This window comes from Pseudomaricurvus alkylphenolicus (assembly GCF_011683955.1).
In the GTDB taxonomy this organism is placed as follows: Bacteria; Pseudomonadota; Gammaproteobacteria; order Pseudomonadales; family Cellvibrionaceae; genus Pseudomaricurvus; species Pseudomaricurvus alkylphenolicus.
This window is the reverse complement of sequence record NZ_JAAQPI010000009.1, coordinates 230523-248406: the sequence shown is the minus strand read 5'-3', so window position 1 is coordinate 248406 and position 17884 is coordinate 230523. Positions and strand designations below refer to the sequence as shown.

14 protein-coding genes are annotated in these 17884 nt (G+C 52.1%); 10 read left to right on the top strand and 4 right to left on the bottom strand.

What is annotated here, in order from left to right:
- Nucleotides 1-10: 10 nt before the first annotated feature.
- The 6 genes from HBA55_RS22085 to HBA55_RS22060 all read left to right on the top strand — a co-directional run bounded on the left by HBA55_RS22085 (nt 11) and on the right by HBA55_RS22060 (nt 7615).
- Nucleotides 11-796 (top strand): fumarylacetoacetate hydrolase family protein, encoded by a 786-nt coding sequence (locus HBA55_RS22085; protein ID WP_166996092.1) that lies wholly within the window; start codon nt 11-13, stop codon nt 794-796.
- Nucleotides 797-1277: 481 nt separating this feature from the next.
- Nucleotides 1278-1916 (top strand): TetR/AcrR family transcriptional regulator, encoded by a 639-nt coding sequence (locus HBA55_RS22080; protein WP_166995933.1) that lies wholly within the window; start codon nt 1278-1280, stop codon nt 1914-1916.
- A gap of 215 nt (nt 1917-2131) precedes the next feature.
- Entirely contained in the window at nt 2132-3007 is an 876-nt protein-coding gene (locus HBA55_RS22075; protein ID WP_166995931.1) for an alpha/beta fold hydrolase, read from the top strand.
- Between the two features lie 116 nt (nt 3008-3123).
- On the top strand, nt 3124-4368 hold the full coding sequence (locus HBA55_RS22070; protein WP_166995929.1) for an alpha/beta hydrolase: 1245 nt from the start codon (nt 3124-3126) through the stop codon (nt 4366-4368).
- Nucleotides 4368-4838: an acyl-CoA thioesterase gene (locus HBA55_RS22065; RefSeq protein ID WP_166995927.1), complete on the top strand. Its 471-nt coding sequence runs from the start codon at nt 4368-4370 to the stop codon at nt 4836-4838. Before HBA55_RS22070 ends, HBA55_RS22065 begins: the two co-directional genes overlap by 1 nt.
- Nucleotides 4839-5125: 287 nt before the next feature.
- Nucleotides 5126-7615 carry a TonB-dependent receptor gene (locus tag HBA55_RS22060; RefSeq protein WP_166995925.1) on the top strand — a complete coding sequence of 830 codons (2490 nt, stop codon included), beginning with the start codon at nt 5126-5128 and terminating at the stop codon, nt 7613-7615.
- A 656-nt stretch (nt 7616-8271) separates the two neighbouring features.
- Here HBA55_RS22060 and HBA55_RS22055 read toward each other — a convergent pair.
- A complete protein-coding gene (locus HBA55_RS22055; RefSeq protein WP_166995923.1) occupies nt 8272-9738 on the bottom strand; it encodes an arylsulfatase B in 1467 nt (488 codons plus the stop codon).
- A gap of 20 nt (nt 9739-9758) precedes the next feature.
- Nucleotides 9759-10406: a VOC family protein gene (locus HBA55_RS22050; protein ID WP_166995922.1), complete on the bottom strand. Its 648-nt coding sequence runs from the start codon at nt 10404-10406 to the stop codon at nt 9759-9761.
- A 161-nt stretch (nt 10407-10567) separates the two neighbouring features.
- Between HBA55_RS22050 and HBA55_RS22045 the strand changes: the two genes are divergently transcribed.
- From HBA55_RS22045 to HBA55_RS22030, 4 genes are all read left to right on the top strand, one after another.
- The gene (locus HBA55_RS22045) at nt 10568-12241 is read left to right on the top strand and encodes an AMP-binding protein (protein WP_166995920.1); all 1674 of its coding nucleotides are present in this window, start codon (nt 10568-10570) and stop codon (nt 12239-12241) included.
- Nucleotides 12242-12259: 18 nt separating this feature from the next.
- Complete coding sequence (locus HBA55_RS22040; RefSeq protein ID WP_166995918.1) at nt 12260-13390, top strand: FAD-dependent monooxygenase; 1131 nt, start codon at nt 12260-12262, stop codon at nt 13388-13390.
- A 101-nt stretch (nt 13391-13491) separates the two neighbouring features.
- Nucleotides 13492-14841: an amidohydrolase family protein gene (locus tag HBA55_RS22035; protein WP_166995916.1), complete on the top strand. Its 1350-nt coding sequence runs from the start codon at nt 13492-13494 to the stop codon at nt 14839-14841.
- Between the two features lie 106 nt (nt 14842-14947).
- A complete protein-coding gene (locus HBA55_RS22030; protein WP_166995904.1) occupies nt 14948-15697 on the top strand; it encodes a maleate cis-trans isomerase family protein in 750 nt (249 codons plus the stop codon).
- A gap of 140 nt (nt 15698-15837) precedes the next feature.
- Here the strand turns inward: HBA55_RS22030 and HBA55_RS22025 are convergent, their stop codons facing one another.
- Both HBA55_RS22025 and HBA55_RS22020 read right to left on the bottom strand, forming a co-directional pair.
- On the bottom strand, nt 15838-16452 hold the full coding sequence (locus HBA55_RS22025) for a flavin reductase family protein (protein WP_166995902.1): 615 nt from the start codon (nt 16450-16452) through the stop codon (nt 15838-15840).
- 83 nt (nt 16453-16535) lie between these two features.
- Nucleotides 16536-17759: an MFS transporter gene (locus HBA55_RS22020; RefSeq protein ID WP_166995900.1), complete on the bottom strand. Its 1224-nt coding sequence runs from the start codon at nt 17757-17759 to the stop codon at nt 16536-16538.
- Nucleotides 17760-17884: the final 125 nt, after the last annotated feature.

Here is a 17884-nt window from a genome sequence, read left to right as displayed (position 1 = left end):
ACGTAAAATGATGAACAGAGACACCATCAGCGAATTGGGCGACAGGCTCTACGAAGCCCTTCGAAGCCAAACGACAATGCCACCTTTGACTGAGCAGTTTCCCGAAATTTCTATTGAGGACGCTTACTACATATCGCTTCATATGATTAACCGTCGGGTGAACGATGGCGAAAAAATCGTTGGAAAGAAAATCGGAATCACCAGCGAAGTAGTTCAAAATATGTTTAAAGTTGATCAGCCCGACTTTGGTTTTTTGACCGACAAAATGGAGTACTCCAATGGTACTGAGATCCCGGTATCAGCCAATTTAATTGCTCCGAAGGCTGAAGGGGAAATTGCTTTCAAGCTAAAAAAGGACTTGGTCGGGCCCGGTATCACCGAAGAGGATGTACTGGACGCAACGGAATGCGTTATGCCTTGTTTTGAAATAGTGGATTCCCGTATTCGAAACTGGGAGATCAAAATCGAGGATACGGTGGCAGATAATGCGTCTTGCGGGGTGTTTGTTCTGGGTGATGGGCAAGCGGACCCCAGAGACCTGGATTTACCAAATCTGGCTATGAAAGTATTCAAGAATGAACAGCTGATCAGTGAGGGTTTGGGATCTGCTGTGCAGGGCAACCCGCTCACGGCGGTTGCCTGGCTGGCTAATACCCTGGGGCAGTATAATATTCCCTTCAAGGCTGGGGATGTGATTCTTTCCGGGTCGATGGTACCACTTGAAGCGGTCAAGCCTGGAGATCAAATGCGCCTTGAATTGGACGGTGTTGGGTCAGTCAGTTGTAGTTTTTTATAGGGCATTTTTGCTGCGTCAGCTCCGTGCTCAGGTACTCATGTATTTCTGATACGCTGTGGTCCTCTGCACGGTACCAATGTCCTATCGTCATTTCCTCTCCGGTTCTCAGTTAATTTGGTTGTTTTGATAATTTTCAGCATTGGCTGGTTTTTGTACTCTCGGAGCCAAGGCTGTGTCGACAGAGCCAGATTAGAATTACACAAAGCGCTTACCAGAAGCGTAATCCTGTTTACATATAACAAAATGATATAGCGGATAGGGTTAAGTGGCTTCAAGCAGATCCCGCAGCGGAAATCTTGTGAATTATTGGTCTTGCTGCAGTCTAGGAATATGGCCAGGTGGCTTAGAACGAATCTGTAGCAAAATGTGTGCTATGGTTGATTGAAATGCGAATATGTGTTCCAATTCCGAATTGAGCGCGAGCTTACGCAAAATCCAAACTGTGACTAGTTTAATAATCGATGGAAAAGTACTGGAAAATATGACCACAAGCTCACTTGAATTGCCCAGCGTAAAGGTTCCACAGCAAAAGCGTAGCCGTGAAAAATACGAGGCTATGGTAAGAGCAGCGGAAAAACTGTTTGCCAAGCAGGGGGTGCAGGAGACCTCGGTACAGGATATCGTCGGTGAGGCGGGTGTTTCCGTCGGTGCATTTTATCAGCGCTTTGAAAATAAAGAGGCGATGATTCACACGATTTTTTACCAGCTGGAGGAAGAAATTGTCCCACTGGCGGAAGATCTTGAAGGCCCCGCCAATCAAACCCTCAGCGATACCCTCAAAAGCGTGGTCAATATCGCCTTGTCGTCCAGCAGGGCCCACAGGGCGGTGTTGGTTGCGATGCTGATGGAAGTAGAGCGAAACCCTAATATTCGCAACTATGTCACCCATCTTCGCCGCAAGATGGGTGCCGTTTATACCCAGGCATTACTCAGGCATGCCAATGAGATTACGCTCCCAAATATCAAGCAGGCGGCGGCGATGACAAATCGCATTATCTACTCCTACCTGACCCAGGTGCTGCTGTATGAAGGTAACCCGGAAACTGAAAAAATGCTGCGTCACACCACTTCGGATAAAGAACTGGTGAAGATGCTTCATGCCTACCTGACGGTGCAATAGCGGTCTGCCATCGTTTTCTGCGAATGCCGGGGCTGCCCCCGCATTCCCCCCTCTTTCTGTTCTCTATGTCGCCTCTGGTAAGTTCTCCGGCAGGTTATCTCACTGTTTGTGAAAAGTGAGTCAAACGATTTAATCTTCACCTGGGTATTCATTTGCTGATAGAGTAATCTGTACTGATGCAATCCTTTTAAGTGGGGGCAAGAGTGCACCGATTAGTGTTGATACACCGAATTATCCTGGGCTGTCTGCTGGTACTTTCCGGGTTTGTTTCCGCCGGGCCGGGTTCCGGGCTGATCAACAGTTCACCCAGCCAATTTACGCAACTCGGCAGTATATCCATTCACTACAAAATGCTCGGGGAAGAGGGTCCAGTCACTCTGCTTGTGCATGGTGGTGGCTGCGATATGACATTCTGGGAGCTGCAGGCTCAACCCTTGCTGGAGCAGGGGCGTGTCCTGCTGCTGGACTTGCCGGGTCACGGTCAGTCTGATGTTCCGACCGATGTACGCTATTCCATGAAATTCTACGCTGAGGCCATTAACCAGGTAATGGAGGCCGCTAACGTAAAAAGCGCAGTTGTGGTTGGCCACAGTCTCGGGGTGCCGGCCTTGAGAGAATTCTACCGTGCCCGCCCCGAAAAGGTGAATGGATTTGTGGCTGTCGACGGTATTCTGATCTATGAACCCATCGGTTGGGGGCTAAAACTGGCATCGGGGCTGTTGGATACTTGGCTATACGACTACCTGTGGCCAACAATTGTTGACGATATGACTTCGGAAGCCACACCGAAATGGGGAAGGGATAAGGTCAGTGACGCCATGAAAAACGCACCCAAGATCGTGGTGCGGAGCTTTTTCAAAGAAATGTTTCATCCGGAGACGGCGATCAACGATGGCCTTGAGGCCCCGTTGTTGGCTTTGATCGCGGAGGGTCCACTGTGGAACAAAGACATCATTGATGCCATCAACACGCTTAACGACGATGCCACTACAGTGGTGTTGGAGGGGGCCGGGCATTTCCTGATGTTGGAGAAACCGAATGAATTCAATCGCCACCTTACTGACTTCAATCGGCGATTCGGCAAGCTCTAAGCCTGGGGCATCGATCGCTTGATAGCCGCTGTCTCTTTCAGGTAATTGCAATCATTGACCAAAATAAGAATTTGTGTTCTTATTGTGGTCGATGATATCTGCAGAGGATAGGAAGGATGACTAAGGCGACAGCCACCACCACAGCCGGCGTGCGCGGCTCATTTTGGGACCCCGCCAAGCTTCCGGAGTCAACAAAGTTCGAATCTACCCTGGTTCCGTGTGCGGATGGAGCAACTTGCCAGGGTACCCTGGCGTTCTGCGGTGGCGAGAAGGTCGCGGCCATGGGCATGCATCCGCGTGAATACATGCCGGGCAATTATATGGTGCCGGAATTTTTGAATGCGGGTCTGGCCATGTATACCCAGGCACCGAGAAGCATCGGTAATGACCTGCGCCTGGAACATGAATCCGCGTTGCTCGAAGTGGCCGCTGGCATCCGTTACCTGCGCAATAAGGGCTTTGAGAAGGTGGTGTTAACTGGCATGTCTGGCGGCGCCAGCCTTTTCAGCTTTTACCTGCAGCAGGCCAATCTGGCGGCGGAACAGCGTGTGGCGCACACGCCTGCAGGCAAGCCTACCAAGTTGCAGCAGGTGGAATTGCCCCTGCCCGATGGCGTGGTGTTTATCTCTCCGCACCCGGGGCAGGGCATACTGTTGATGAACTCATTGGATCCCTCTGTTGTCGATGAGAATGATCCGATGAAGACGGATGAGTCTCTTAATCCCTTCAGCCCCGCCAACGGTTTCAAGCGTCCACCGGAATCCAGCAACTATTCCGAGGAGTTCGTCAGCCGCTACCGGGCCGCCCAGTACGAGCGGGTGGCACGCATCGATGAATGGGCTAAAGCCAGCGTCAAACAACGGGTGGCGGCGCGCAAGCGGTTTAAGGAGTCATTAGACCCTAATGATATGAGGATATCCGCCCATACACCCATCATCACCCTGTGGCGTACGGATGCGGATCTGCGCTGTTTTGATCTGTCGCTGGAGCCAACTGACCGTGCCTACGGCTCACTCTGGGGGGCCAACCCCTTTGTCTCCAATTATGGCAGTATCGGTTTCGCACGTACTTGCACGCCAGACAGCTGGCTCAGCACTTGGTCAGGCATCAGCTCCAATGCCAGGATGGCCGAAACGGCCAAAGGTATCAGCCAGCCAACGCTGGTAGTACGCTTTGATGGCGACAACAGCCTGTTCCCCTCTGAAACACAAGCTATCGTGGACGGAATTCCGGCAACAGACCTGACCTACGAAGTGCTGCCCGGCAATCATCACGGCCGCCCTGTGCGGGAAGGTGACCCCAATGGCCAGGATTTGGCAGGCGATCTTATCACCCGCTGGGTCAGGGAGCGTTTCGCGTAATGGAAGCCACTGTAGAGAGTCGTGCAATCCCCATTGAACAGATCATTTCGCTGCAGCCATTTATTGTGCGACGCCGGATCGCGTTCAGGGATTGCGATCCGGCGGGGATCGTTTACACGCCCCGATTTCTCGATCCCATCGCCACGAGCGCAGCGGACCTGTTTATAGCCGAGCTTATAGGGCCCTATGGTAACCGGGACAAAGAAATAAAAGGGCTGGATACGCCCGCCAAGGCGGTGAACATGGTATTCCATAGTCCCTCCCGCCATGGCGATCTGCTAGATCTTGAAGTTTATTGCTCGCGTATTGGTACTACCAGTTTTGAGACGGCAATTGAGGCCCGTTCAGTGGACGGCAAGCCGAGGTTTGATTGCAGGATTACCGTGCTCTCGGTTGAACACAACCCGTTTCGCGCCAGTCCATTGCCTGAGTACCTGATCGAAAAGCTGAGTCCATACCAACGCTCATAGTCGGCAGCGGGCTCCTACAAGATTGTCTTTACCGTTTAGCAGCGCGCTCCGAGCGCGACCAATACCAAGTTTGCTCTGCAGGATCAACGTGGCCCAATAATACCGCTAAAAATATACCTTTGTTGCAACTGGCAGCCGCGGCGACACACTCAGAACATGAAACAAGAATGTTGACTCACGTTAAGGGGTATGCTTGAATTGTATTCAGAACCAGTATTCTTGTTTATATTGATTCACTGAATAAAAACGCTTCCACTAATAATATTTCGATATTGGAGAGACTGATAATGTTGAAAACTGATGCCAAGAGACCGTTTATTGCCCCAACGCTCGCCGTTTTGACAGTAGCCGTGGCACAGGCCAACCTGGCTATTGCAGAGAGTTTCGCCCTCGAGGAAATAGTCGTCACGGCCACCAAGCGCGAAGTGGGCATGCAGGATGTACCCATTGCACTCTCTGTCATGAACTCTGCGAAGATCAAGGAACAGGGCGCCGGTAACCTGGAAGACATCAGCGCCCATATGCCAAACGTTAACATTTCCGAAACCTCCGGCTCCGACTCCATTTTCATTCGCGGCATCGGCTCTGGAGACAATGCCGGTTTTGAGCAGTCTGTTGGCACCTTTATTGATGGTGTTTATACCGGCCGTGGCCGCTCTTCCCGTTCGGCGATTCTGGACCTGGAGCGTGTAGAGGTACTGAAAGGGCCGCAGAGTACGTTGTTTGGTAAAAACACCGTTGCCGGCGCACTCAATGTAACGACTGCGGCGCCTACAGAAGAATTTGAGGCCTCTATCTCCGCTTCCTATGAACCTGAGTTTGAAGGTTGGGGTACATCAGTGATAGTCTCCGGCGCATTGACCGATACGCTCAATGCTCGCTTCGCGGCTCGCGTGGAGGAAACGGACGGTTATTTGGACAACCATTTGCTTGATCGCAATGAGCGCCAGGAAGAAGATACCATCGCGCGGGTTACCCTGGAGTGGATGCCGAGCAGTGACCTCAGTGTTCGCTTCAAGTATGAGCATGGTGAGACCGATACGGTTGGCCGCCAGGACACCATTGGTATTACAACGCCCCAGGCCGATTTTATTTATCAGACCTTTGGTGATCCCTCTTTTGAGTCCAGCCTGGATTACGACAAATACTCAAACTCTCTGCCTGGTCGCCCGGGTGTGAACTACAGCTACGAATGGGACCTGGCTGTGGTGACGGTCAACTGGGATGTAAATGACTTCAGTATCAAATCCATCACCAGCTACACCGACAGTTTCTCAGACGGCTACAACGACCTAGACTTCGGTCCTCTGCAACTGATCGGTGGTCAATCCTTTGAGGATCACAAGCAATTCACGCAGGAATTTATTATCACGTCACCTCAGAGCGATACTCTGGAATTTATGGCAGGGGTATTCTACCAAAGTGAAGAACTGGAGCTGGGCAGCGATGTCGAAATTCGACTTTCATCACTCGGGCCACTATTTACCCAGGGTGCTGCCGGGGCTGCAGCCGCGTTTGGAGTCGGTTCACCGCAGCACCAAAGAGCATTACTGGCAGATGCTGGCGTAAATACATTCGGCTACGGCGACGTAACCCTTGTTAACAATTTTGAGCAGGACAGCGATACCTTTTCCGCGTTTGCGCAGGTGACCTGGCACATGGCTGATGATTTCCGCGTGATTGCCGGTCTGCGCTACTCAGATGACGAGAAAGAGCTTGATAAATTGGGTTACGCGGCCGCCTATGATGCTAATGGCTATACCCCCTACAGTGAGCCATTGAGCCCAACACATCAGGCCTTCTGGGAACTGCAGAGATTCAGTACTGCGCATCACTTTGGTAGCCATGGTTTTGAGCGATGCAGCTATAGCTTTAACAATCCCCCCATTTCCGCCACGGAAACCTGTAACAACGATACTGGAATTTCAAACGTACGCAGTGAGAAACACTGGACAGGAGATATCGTTTTCCAATACGACCTTACCCCGGATGCCATGACCTACTTCAAGTATGGAACGGGCTACAAGGCAGGTGGTTTTGATGCTCGCAATCTGCAGGGTAATATCGATGGCCAGGAGTTTGAGGACGAAAGTGTTGTCAGCTTTGAACTGGGTGCCAAACTGTCGTTGTGGGACGGCCGTGCCGACATGAATGTTGCCCTGTTTCACAACCAGTTTGAAGATGTGCAGGTCAGTGTTTTTGATGGAGTAGCCAACTTTCTCACAACCAATGCCGGTGAGACGACTTCTCAGGGCCTAGAGGTGGATGGTCAGGTCCTGCTGGCTGAAAACCTGTTGATGCGTTATGCGTTCTCTTATCTGGATGCGACCTACGATAAGTACGATGGCGCTGCCTGTACCGTTGCGCAATCTGCGACCTGGACCGGTGTTGGTTCCTGTACTCAGGATCTCAAGGGTGAGCCGACCAAGTTCTCACCGGAGTGGTCGGGTAACCTTGGCCTGGAGTATCACACTGAGCTGACGAGCAGTATCGAGTTGAAAGCCGGCATTGATCTGCAATATATGGAAGACTATCACGCAACCAGTGATAATGATCCTGTGATTATGCAGGAGTCGTTTACCAAGGTGAATGCGCGAGTTCAGATCGCCGGTGAAGATACCTGGACACTTGCGATCCTGGGTAAAAACCTGACTGACGAAACGGTTTCCAATGCGCCCAATGATATTCCCCTGGGTGGTTTTGGTTTCGCGGGCAGCTATTTCCATTTTCTTGATGCACCCAGAAGTTACGAGCTTCAGGCAACCTACAACTTCTGATCTTCTCTAAAGATCTCTGCATACCGTTTTAGCCCCTTTCAAGGTGTTGTGGGCTAAAACGGTTTTTTTTGTGTCTGTAGGATTGGTATTGACGATTGGTATCAGTCGATAGTTTTTTGCGGTTTATACAGAATCATATTGAAACTATTTAGTTCAGCAAAGTGCCATAACCGGTCTTAGAAATTCGCAGGATTGGTACTCTGACGGCGTTGTTTATGCGTAGGGCGGATTAGGCGCTTGCGCCGTAATCCGCCGGTTCTGCCGGTTCTGCCGGAGATGTTCGTTGGCTTCGGCCCGGTTTTTAACACCCTTGAATGTGCCTGTAACAGGTGATTTGTACACGGCCGCCGCCAATTTAAACCTTTGGCGGATCGGCGGATTACGGCTTCGCCTAATCCGCCCTACATCCGTGCGGTCGTTGCAGACATTATCGAACGCCCATGGTGCCCTGAACCAGGATTATGAACTTCCGGTTATGGCAAAAAGAAGAAATCACCCAGACACCATGAACTTAGGTATTCTCAAATTCTACCGAAGATTGGCCAGCTTGCTTGAAATAAGCAGCTGAATAGGAGTTCGGAATTCAGAAGGACAAATGGCCCGTTTCCGGACCATTGCACTAACAGACGAGAAAACGCCAGGAAGGAACTAGTGGCTTATTCAGAACTTGGCGCCCAGGGCTCGCGGGTTTCTTCACCGCCCCAGCTTTCCGGTTGCAACAGCATCCACAGCCTGGAAATATTGATGCCTTCACCTCGGGGAAAGGACTCCAATCTGTCCAGCATGGTAGCCACCACATCGGGTTCTTGATCGAGCACATTAGCGCTTTCGTAGGGATCCCGCTCCAGATTATAAAGTTCCAGCTCACCCTTCTTATTGCTGCGCAACTTCCAGTTGTCCATATAGTAAGCCTGTGTCCCGCCACTGTCCGTCAGGAAGTCTACGGGCTCTGATATGACTTCACCCCGCAACAGACGAGACTGATCGGCACCGTCGATGGCTTGTTCGGCCTTCGGTTCAACACCGGCGACCGAGAGCAGGGTGGGCATAATATCATTTACCGTCACTCGCGCCGAAAGTGGCCGCGAGGGAAATTCGGCCGGCCAGCTGATCACCGAAGGCACCAATACACCGCCTTCGTAGGTCGAGCCTTTTCCTCCTCTATAAGGGCCATTATCACTGCCTCCGTCTAGCATAACCATTCGGATCAACTCCAGAAATCGGGTCGGAGCCGGGTTTCCGAAGTTCTTCTCAACAAAACGGGCGAAGTCGACGGAGCCGCGATTGTACTTTTCGTTGCTGCCTCCGTTATCACTCAGGAACCAGATAATCGTGTTATCGGCTATTCCTTCCTGTTCCAAGGCCTCGGTAATTCTGCCTATTTCCTCGTCCATTTCGTCAACCATCGCCGCGTGCACACGGCGGTGCTCGTTGTCGATACTGGCGTACTTATCAATTGTTGCCTGCGGGGCTTCATTGGGCAGGTGCGGAGCGGTAAACGCTGCATAGAGAAACAGCGGCTTTTCCTTATCCCTTTCCTGGATCACGCGTACGGCTTCGTCGGCGATCAGGCGGGTGGCGTAACCCTCTTCACGCAGGGTAATCTCATTGCGGTGCCAGTCATATCCTCCGGTGGCTACATGGTCCCAATAGCCGATACCTCCGGTAAGGGCTCCATAGACCTGGTCAAAGCCCCTAGCCATCGGTCTCGCCGCTTCCTTGGTATGGCCCAGGTGCCACTTTCCGCTGAGGGCGGTTTGGTAGCCTGCTTCTTGAAGAAATTCGGGCAGCAATTTCAAGTCGAGGGGAAGATGTGCGTCGCTCAATGCCGTAATCGGACGTTCAATACCCATGCGAATGGCCGTTTGCCCGGTCATCAAGCTGGCGCGGGTTGCCGTGCAGTAGGGGTGGGAGTAGAAGCGGTCCAGGCGGATACCATTGTTCGCCAGGCGGTCGAGATTGGGAGTTTCAATCTCGCTGCCGTTATAGCCCACATCCTTCCAGCCAAGGTCGTCCGCGACAATAACAAGGATATTGGGTTGTTCGGGGCCAGGGGAGGCCAGTGCGATATTCGCACTGGACGATAGGGCTACAATCGAGAAAATAAGAGATCGGAGCTTCATATTGTAACCCTGGCCAGGGATTAGTGCTGTTCGATCTTGATAAACGGAATTGTCTTGGCCGTTTCCAGATCCATGTTCATAACCTTCTCGGTTATCGAAACATAATATTCCGGTTTTTCAACAGAAGGATTGGGGAGATGAATAATGGAAGGTTTCATGCCCTCACGCTCGTAGCCCACTTCATCAATGCCTTTCTTCTGCACAAAAATCTCGTAAGCGTGCTTGGCGTCGTTTTCAGGCAGGTCACCTTCCACATAGGCACACTCCACCATCAGTCCATTAGGATCGAAGGTGTAAATGGAGTGCATCCAGTCTTTGTGGTGATCGGATTCCATAACCTCCAGGCCGTGGTCCAGCCAGCGTTGACGAATGGCGTTCAGGCCTTCGCGATCCTTGGCTTCCCAGGCTACGTGCATATAGGCGGGGCCTATGCCCATGGCTTCAGTGATATTGGTATTTGCGTCGCTGTGGGCACGGGCCCCAAAGGCACCGAGGTCATAGTAGGCGAGGTAGGAACCGTCTCCAGCATCAAAAAATACGTGCTTGTATTTATTGCCTTTGCTGTCGTCCGCTTCGATACCCACGATGCTGAAGTTCATAGCTTCTGTGTAGAACTTGTACGTCAGTTCGGGGTTGTGAGTGCAAAATGCCAGATGATTTAGCGCCATACTCTTTTTCCTCTATTGTCTGTCTATTTCAACCATATTCGGCCTGTAGTGTATGTAGTCACTATACCCAAATTCTCGCCTTAATCCAATTAAGAATTATGGTTCACATTAGGTAAGTGTTGGTCTACAATGGTTGCCATGTACTTTTGCGGAGAGAGATTATGCTAGGGGTTAAGAATCCACTGCCAGGTGTGGTGTATCCGACACAGGAAGCGCTGGAGCGCTATTTCGTCAATGGTCCTCTGCAGGAGGAAACGTTGGCCGAGGGCATGATGGCAGCGATGGCCAAATGGCCTGACCGCACTGCAATTTCTTCTCCTGAGGGTGAGATTACTTACGCACAGCTGGATCACGACTCCGACTGCTTTGCAGGCGCTCTGATGGATATGGGACTGCAGCCTCAAGACCGAGTTGTGTTCCAGGTGGTTAACAGCATTGAGATAGTGGTTGCGGTCATTGCTTGCTGGAAAGCCGACTTGATCCCCCTGTGTACGCTTGCCGCGCATCGTGACTCGGAGATCTCATACCTGGCCAATCATTCTGGCGCCAAGGCACACTTTGTTGGTATCGAGGAACGTTTTGATTTCGTCGATTTCGCCAAACAGATTGCCGCCAAAACCCCATCAATGGAGCATTTGGTGATAGTGCGGGGAGAAGGGCCGGAAGATATTCCCAATATGGCCAAGCTGATTGCCTCTCAGGACAGAGAAGCGGCAAGGGCCCGTATCGATTCCATTGAACGTGATCCTTTTCAGGTAGCCGCATTCCAGTTGTCCGGCGGCACCACCAGTATTTCCAAGATTATTCCCCGCATGAGCAACGAGTACATCTACAACATGCGTGCGACGGGGGAGTGGCTGGACTACAACGAAAATACGGTGACTTTCATGCCGCTGCAGACAATCCACAATGCAGCCATGGCATGCGTTGTATTCCCTGTACTGCTTTTTGGCGGTGAGGCTGTGGTAACGGCTGTTGTGGAACCGATGACGGTATTCCAGTTGATTCAACAGCGTAAACCGACCTACCTTGGCATGATGCCAGCCGCTCTATCGGGTATTCAGAAGAGCGGGGCAAAGGACATGTTACCACTTGCCCAGGTTGATGGGATAATCAGTACCGCTGCGGCACGGCAGTCGGAAGCGGTTCTGGGGGCCAAAGGAATACACCTGTTCGGTATGACGGAAGGCCTTATCTGTTTTGCCAAGCCTACGGATCCTGAGGAAGCCAGGTTTAACACCATCGGTCGTCCTGTGTCCGAATGGGATGAGGTGCGTATCGTTGAACCGGGCACCGAGAGGGAACTGCCTCCTGGAGAAACCGGAGAAATGATATCCCGTGGCCCTTATACCTTTTTCGGCTATTACGACTCTGAGGAACGTAACCGCGAGGCCTTTACCAGCGATGGTTTCTATCGTTCAGGTGACTTGATGGCGGCACGGATAATCGATGGCGATACCTATTATTCCTTCGAAGGGCGTTTGAAAGATGTCGTTAGTCGTGGCGGTGAGAAAATTAATTGTGAAGAAGTCGAGCGGGTTGCCGCCCGTCACCCGGGCGTGGGCGACATTATGATCGTGGCCATGCCAGACCCCGATTACGAGGAGCGTGCTTGTGCCTTTGTCATCCCCGCCGGCAATGCGCCCGTGCCGGATGTGAAAGAGTTGATGGAATTCCTGGTCGAGGAAGGTCTGGCCAAATACAAGTGCCCGGAACGTATCGAAGTTATCGAAGCCTACCCGTTGACCGCATCGGGCAAGCCGAGCAAACCGTTGCTGCGAGCTCAGATCACAGAAACTCTTGAGCGCGAAGCCAAAGAAAACGCAATTGCCTAATGAAAGAGGAGTAGACAAATGAAAGTATGCATTATCGGTGGTGGTCCCAGTGCGTTATTTCTCGCTGTTCTGTTGAAATCCAGAGGCACTGCGGACGAAATTCTGGTTTTGGAACAAAACCCCAAAGACGCCACCTATGGCTTTGGAGTGGCTCTGGCGGAGTCAGCTATTGACAAATTGAATGAGTCTGAACCGACGTCGATGAAAGCTCTTCAGGAAAAGATGTATTTCATTCCCAGTCAGGTTATCGAAAACGACCAGGGTGCCTTTACTCTGGATTTTGCGGCCCAGGGTGGAGCCATTACTCGTCTGGATATCCTTACTGTGTTGGAGCAACGCTGCAGGGACCTGGGTATTGAGGTCGTACATGAACGGCGCATTGACGATTTGAGCGAGTTTGATGACTATGATGTCATCGTCGGCGCTGATGGTGCCAACTCTGTGGTTCGGTCGGCCAACGAGTCAGAATTCGGGACTCAGCGCAACACTCGTGGAAACTACTTTGTCTGGTGGGGTTGTGCCCATCCCAAGCACGAGTCGGGCTTGCGTTTCAGAAGTTACAAAAACAGCAGTATCATGATCCACTACTATGCCTATACACCCGAGATGTGGACAGTGGTGGGAGAAGTTGAGGAGCAATGCTGGTTTGATCTGGGTATGGACAAGATGACCAACGCCGAGCGCAAGGCGATGTTCGAAGAGGCGTTCGATGATGTATTCGAAGGGCGTCCCATGATCGAAAACAAGTCAAACTGGAACCAGTTCGAGGCGATCAAGAACGAGCGCTGGTCCGTGGGTAATCGGGTGTTGATCGGCGACGCATTGTATCGCGCTCATTTCTCGATCGGCTCCGGTACTCGCCTGGCCATGGAGGATGCGCTTGGGCTGGCAGATGCGCTGGCGGCTTCCCCGGATGATATCCCGGCTGCATTAGCGGCCTACGAAGAAAAAGGCAAGCCAAAGAAAGAAAAGTTGATGGCGGCCACTGTTCAAAGCTATACCTGGTACGAGAACGTTCATGAGAAACTGGGTATGCCGGTTTTGGACTTTATCCAGGACTATATGGACCGTACCGGCCGTATGCCCGCCGATCGATTGAAAATGTTTGTGCCCAACTTTGTCGCCGCTCAGGAACAGCAGGCAAGCTGATGCGACACGGGATATTCGGCAAGTTTCGAAGCGCGATAGGCAGCCTTTCATTACTGGCACTCTTGTCGTCCGGCGATTTACTCGCAGGCGCCTCCGGAGCTATGAAACCCATCGTTGCCTATCAGGGCGCGACATTGATCGATGGCACGGGAGCGGATCCCGTCCAGAACGCAACGGTTCTGTTGCAAGGCAGTAAGATTCTTGCCGCGGGGGCTGACATCGAAGTGCCGGAGGGAGCCAGTGTCGTTGATGTTTCCGGCCGTTGGGTAGTACCCGGTCTGATTGATGCACATATCCACTTTATGACATCGGGGCGTATCTATACCCGCCCGGCAATGATGGACCTTCGGCATATTGTGCCCTATGAAGATGAGATCAAGTGGGTTGAGAGCCATGTACCTGACACTTTGAGGAGCTTTCTCTGCGCCGGGGTCACTGGAGCACTGTCCATGGGCGGTCCCAGTATCGAGTACAGCGCCAGGGACCAGGCAGAAAAAATGACAGATGCCCCCAGTGTCTTTAATAGTCATGGGCCAGCAGTGGCTGTACCCAATTTTTTGGCTGAACGTCTTTTCCCCAGATGGAACGGTGAGCTCACGCTCAAATCACTGACCTCACCGGAGGACGCGATTGCCTTTGCTCGGGAGGCCGCGGCCAATAATGCCAGCATGGTTAAGACAGCAGTGGATGACCGGGGCAGTATGCTGTTCAGGCTGATACTCGATTGGCTCGGCTGGGAGGAAATTCACGAGGCACTGATCGCCGAAGCCGCCAAATACGGATTAAAGGTAACCAGCCATGTGCATACCTTGGAGTATGGACGCAGATTGATGGAACTGGGTGTTGACAGTTTACAGCACCTGCCGTCCGACCAGCCGGTCGATGAAAAATTCCTGTCTTTGGCGCGTGCAAAGGACGTTATTATTGTACCGACCATGGCGCTGCACAAACGCACTTTCGAGGAACTTTATACCAAGGAATTCGAGCTTCTTGCTATCGAGGAAAGCTGCAGTATTCCGGGAGTCATCCAGTCGTGGCATGAACCTTTACCTCCCAGCAAGGATGACGCGGACTATCTTGGTTCACGCCGGGAAATGGTCGCGTCCAATACCCTGGCTCTGTACGAAGCCGGCGTTTCGCTGGCGGTGGGAACCGACGCCGGACTGATGGGGCTGTCCCACGGTGCATCCATGCATCTTGAACTGAAAAGAATGAACGAAGCCGGTATTCCAGCCAGGGATCTGATCGTAGCAGCAACCCTGAACTCTGCCAAGGTTGCCGGAAAGGATGATCTCTATGGCAGCGTTGAAGCCGGAAAGTTTGCGGACTTTCTCATACTTTCGAAAAACCCGTTAAATAAAATTGAAAATTTGCAGGCACTTGAGACCGTCGTCAAACACGGTAAGGCGTTTGACCAGCAAGATCTGATGCCTTCTTTACCAGCGGAATAATTTCCGCTACCCGTTGCACTTGAGACAATGGCTCGGGCTGGTTCTTGCCAGCCCGCAAGGGAACATTTGTCTCTGAACTTAGGAAATCAACCAGGAGTCCAGGCTAATGTCTAAGACCTACCGTATCGGCCAAATCGTGCCCAGCTCAAACACCACCATGGAAACCGAAATTCCTGCCATGTTCCGTGCTCGAGAAGCCATACGAGATGAACGTTTTACTTTTCACTCAAGCCGCATGCGTATGCAGAAAGTGACCAAGGAGCAGTTGGAAGCTATGGATGCCGATTCTCTGCGTTGCGCGGCGGAACTCGCGGATGCCGATGTTGATGTCATGGGTTACGCTTGCCTGGTAGCGATAATGAGTATGGGGCTCGGTTACCACAAGGCCAGTGAAGAGCGTTTATCCAATATTGCTATTGAAACGGGCCATCCTGCGCCAGTAGTTACCTCTGCAGGTGCGTTGGTTGATGGGCTGCGGGATCTTTCCGCCAAGCGTATTTCGATTGTAACTCCCTATATGCGTCCTCTCACCAACCTGGTGGTTGACTATATCCAGGATCAGGGCATAGAGGTAATCGACAGTATCGCCCTGGAGATTCCGGACAATCTGGAAGTCGGGCGTCGTGACCCCATGCTGTTGGTCAATGATGTAGACGCGCTTAATATCGAAGGTGCCGATGCGGTGGTGATTTCCGCCTGTGTGCAGATGCCGTCATTGCCCGCAATTGAAGCGGTTCAGGACAAGCTCGGATTGCCGGTGACTTCAGCTGCGGCCTGTACCACTCGAAAACTGTTGGAGGCCATGGACCTGGAGCCGGTAGCTCCCGGAGCTGGCGCAATTCTCAGCGGTTTCTAACCTTCCCTGTAGCAGCCCGCTCCGAGGGCGACGGGTTTTGGCACCTTGCACCGGTCGCGCTCAGAGCGCGCTGCTACAGTGTTTGACAGAATTGTGTGGCAGCCCGAGGGCGACGGATCGCAGCATTGAACCAATAAAAATTATTTGGGTCGCGGAACACTAAAAATCCGCCCGTTTTCAACGAACTCGGAACCCCCCAGTCGCGCCAGCGGATTGAGCTTATCAGCTTCGATTTTGGCGCGGCCTTTGGCATCTTTACCAACGATCTCGTCGTTCACGAAAACAGATCGAATCTGCGCAAAAACCAGCGATTGTGGCGCGTTGCCAACCTCCTGAATATCATACAAGTCACAGGCGTAGGCCACTCGGCACTCTTTGATTCGCGGCAGGTCGAATCCCTCAAACTCGGCTAAGCCGAGATCCACGTACTCCAGCTCCGACTCGCCATGTGCAAGCGTTCGGGAAGTCTCGTTCACAGAAGAAGCCTGTTCCGTGTGGGCAATATGAATCACGCATTGTTTGCGCTCAATCAGATTGGTAACGGTATCCTTATTCTCTCCAGTGGGTTTTTTGCCAATGGAAATCATCAATAGGGGAGGATCAGAGCAGATGGCATTAAAAAACGAGAAGGGCGCAAGGTTGTAACTCTCGTCACCGTTGTCGGTCAACACCCAGGCAATGGGCCTTGGCAGCACACTGCTGGTCATGGTGACATAACGTTGATTGGGGGACATCTCTTGGAAGTTGAAATACATCAGGTGCTACCCGCAGTATAAAGTTTTGGTCAGGTCGATTATAACCCAATCAAAACCATTTGTTGCCGGTAAACTCTGAAAGATCAGCTGGATTCAGCCGCACCACCAGAGGTATTTCTGTCAACAACCCGGGCAATGTTAACAATGATCAAATAGGAGACAAAGGTCAGTGCTGCCGCCAGGAAGGTGATATTGATCAACCCGAATTGTTCTGAAAAAGCCCCGGCCAGTGGCGCGCCAATGGCAGCGCCGAGGCCAAAAAATCCCGGGGCCGCGGCGGCGAGTTTTCCTGAAGGATCGAGGTCCGCGAGCAGGCCAATTTGATAGGGTTGGGTAAAGAGCACGAAAGGCATTATTGCCAGCGCGGCAATGACAAAAAAGAGGGGGGTTCCGTTGACGCCCAGCAGGGCAACAGCCACAATATTGATTGTCGCGGCAATAGTAAACGGAAGGGCGCGCCCGAAACCCTTTTTGACCAGATACATGACCAGCAGCGGAGACAGGATACTGGCGGCGGCTGCACCGGCCAGAATATTGCCGATGGTTTGCGCTTCGAGATGAATAACCTCTGCGCCTATTCGTTCAATAAAGGCCTGCAGCCCCATAACACCAACCACCGACAGAACAATGGCGGAACAGAGGGCGAAGACAAACAGGCGGGAATATTGGCTGTTCTTCCTGGGTGTCTCGGTGTTTTCGGTTTGAGGGGCCCCAATTGTCTTGGGGAAGGCGCTCCAGGCGAATACCAAAGTGACGACATTTACGCCAAAGATTAATCCATAACCACCCAGCAACTCAAACTCGGTGATCAAACCGGGTGCTATCAATAACCCAATCACCGCGTACAGACCAAAACTGATTTTGTAAGTGCTGAAAACGTGCTCGGTTCTGGTACTCACCGCCGCCGCGCCGGATGCCAGCGCCATCAGACAGCCCTCAGCCAAGCCACTGATGACGCGGGACAGGAAAAACAGGCTCAAAGCAGGTGCCAGGGCGGCAAGGATGTTACCCAACATTGCGACGGTAATGGCGATGACCGCCATATAACGGGCATTAAATTTCCCCAACAGCCTTGACATTGCAAATGCACCAAAGGCACCGCAGAGGATTTGCGCGGCCGCCACAAAACCAGCAGTAGACAAATCCAAAGCAAACTTAGTGGTGATGGCGCCGATCAGCAGGGGCAGCAGGGGTACCCAGGCTTGTCCCGAAACCCACATGCAGATGCGGGAGATAGCCATCGGCAGGCTTTGATCATTTGGGGTTGTTGTTTGCAGGTCCCGGGTGGCTGCGGCATCTGTATTCATAACTTTCTCAAACAGGAGGTAATTGAGGCTGGTTCCGGTGTTTATGGTATCAAAGGCAAAAGTGCCGCAATAAATGAATGAGACAGGTAGCTGCTATAAACAAATCGGGTAGCAGAGAAAGGCCC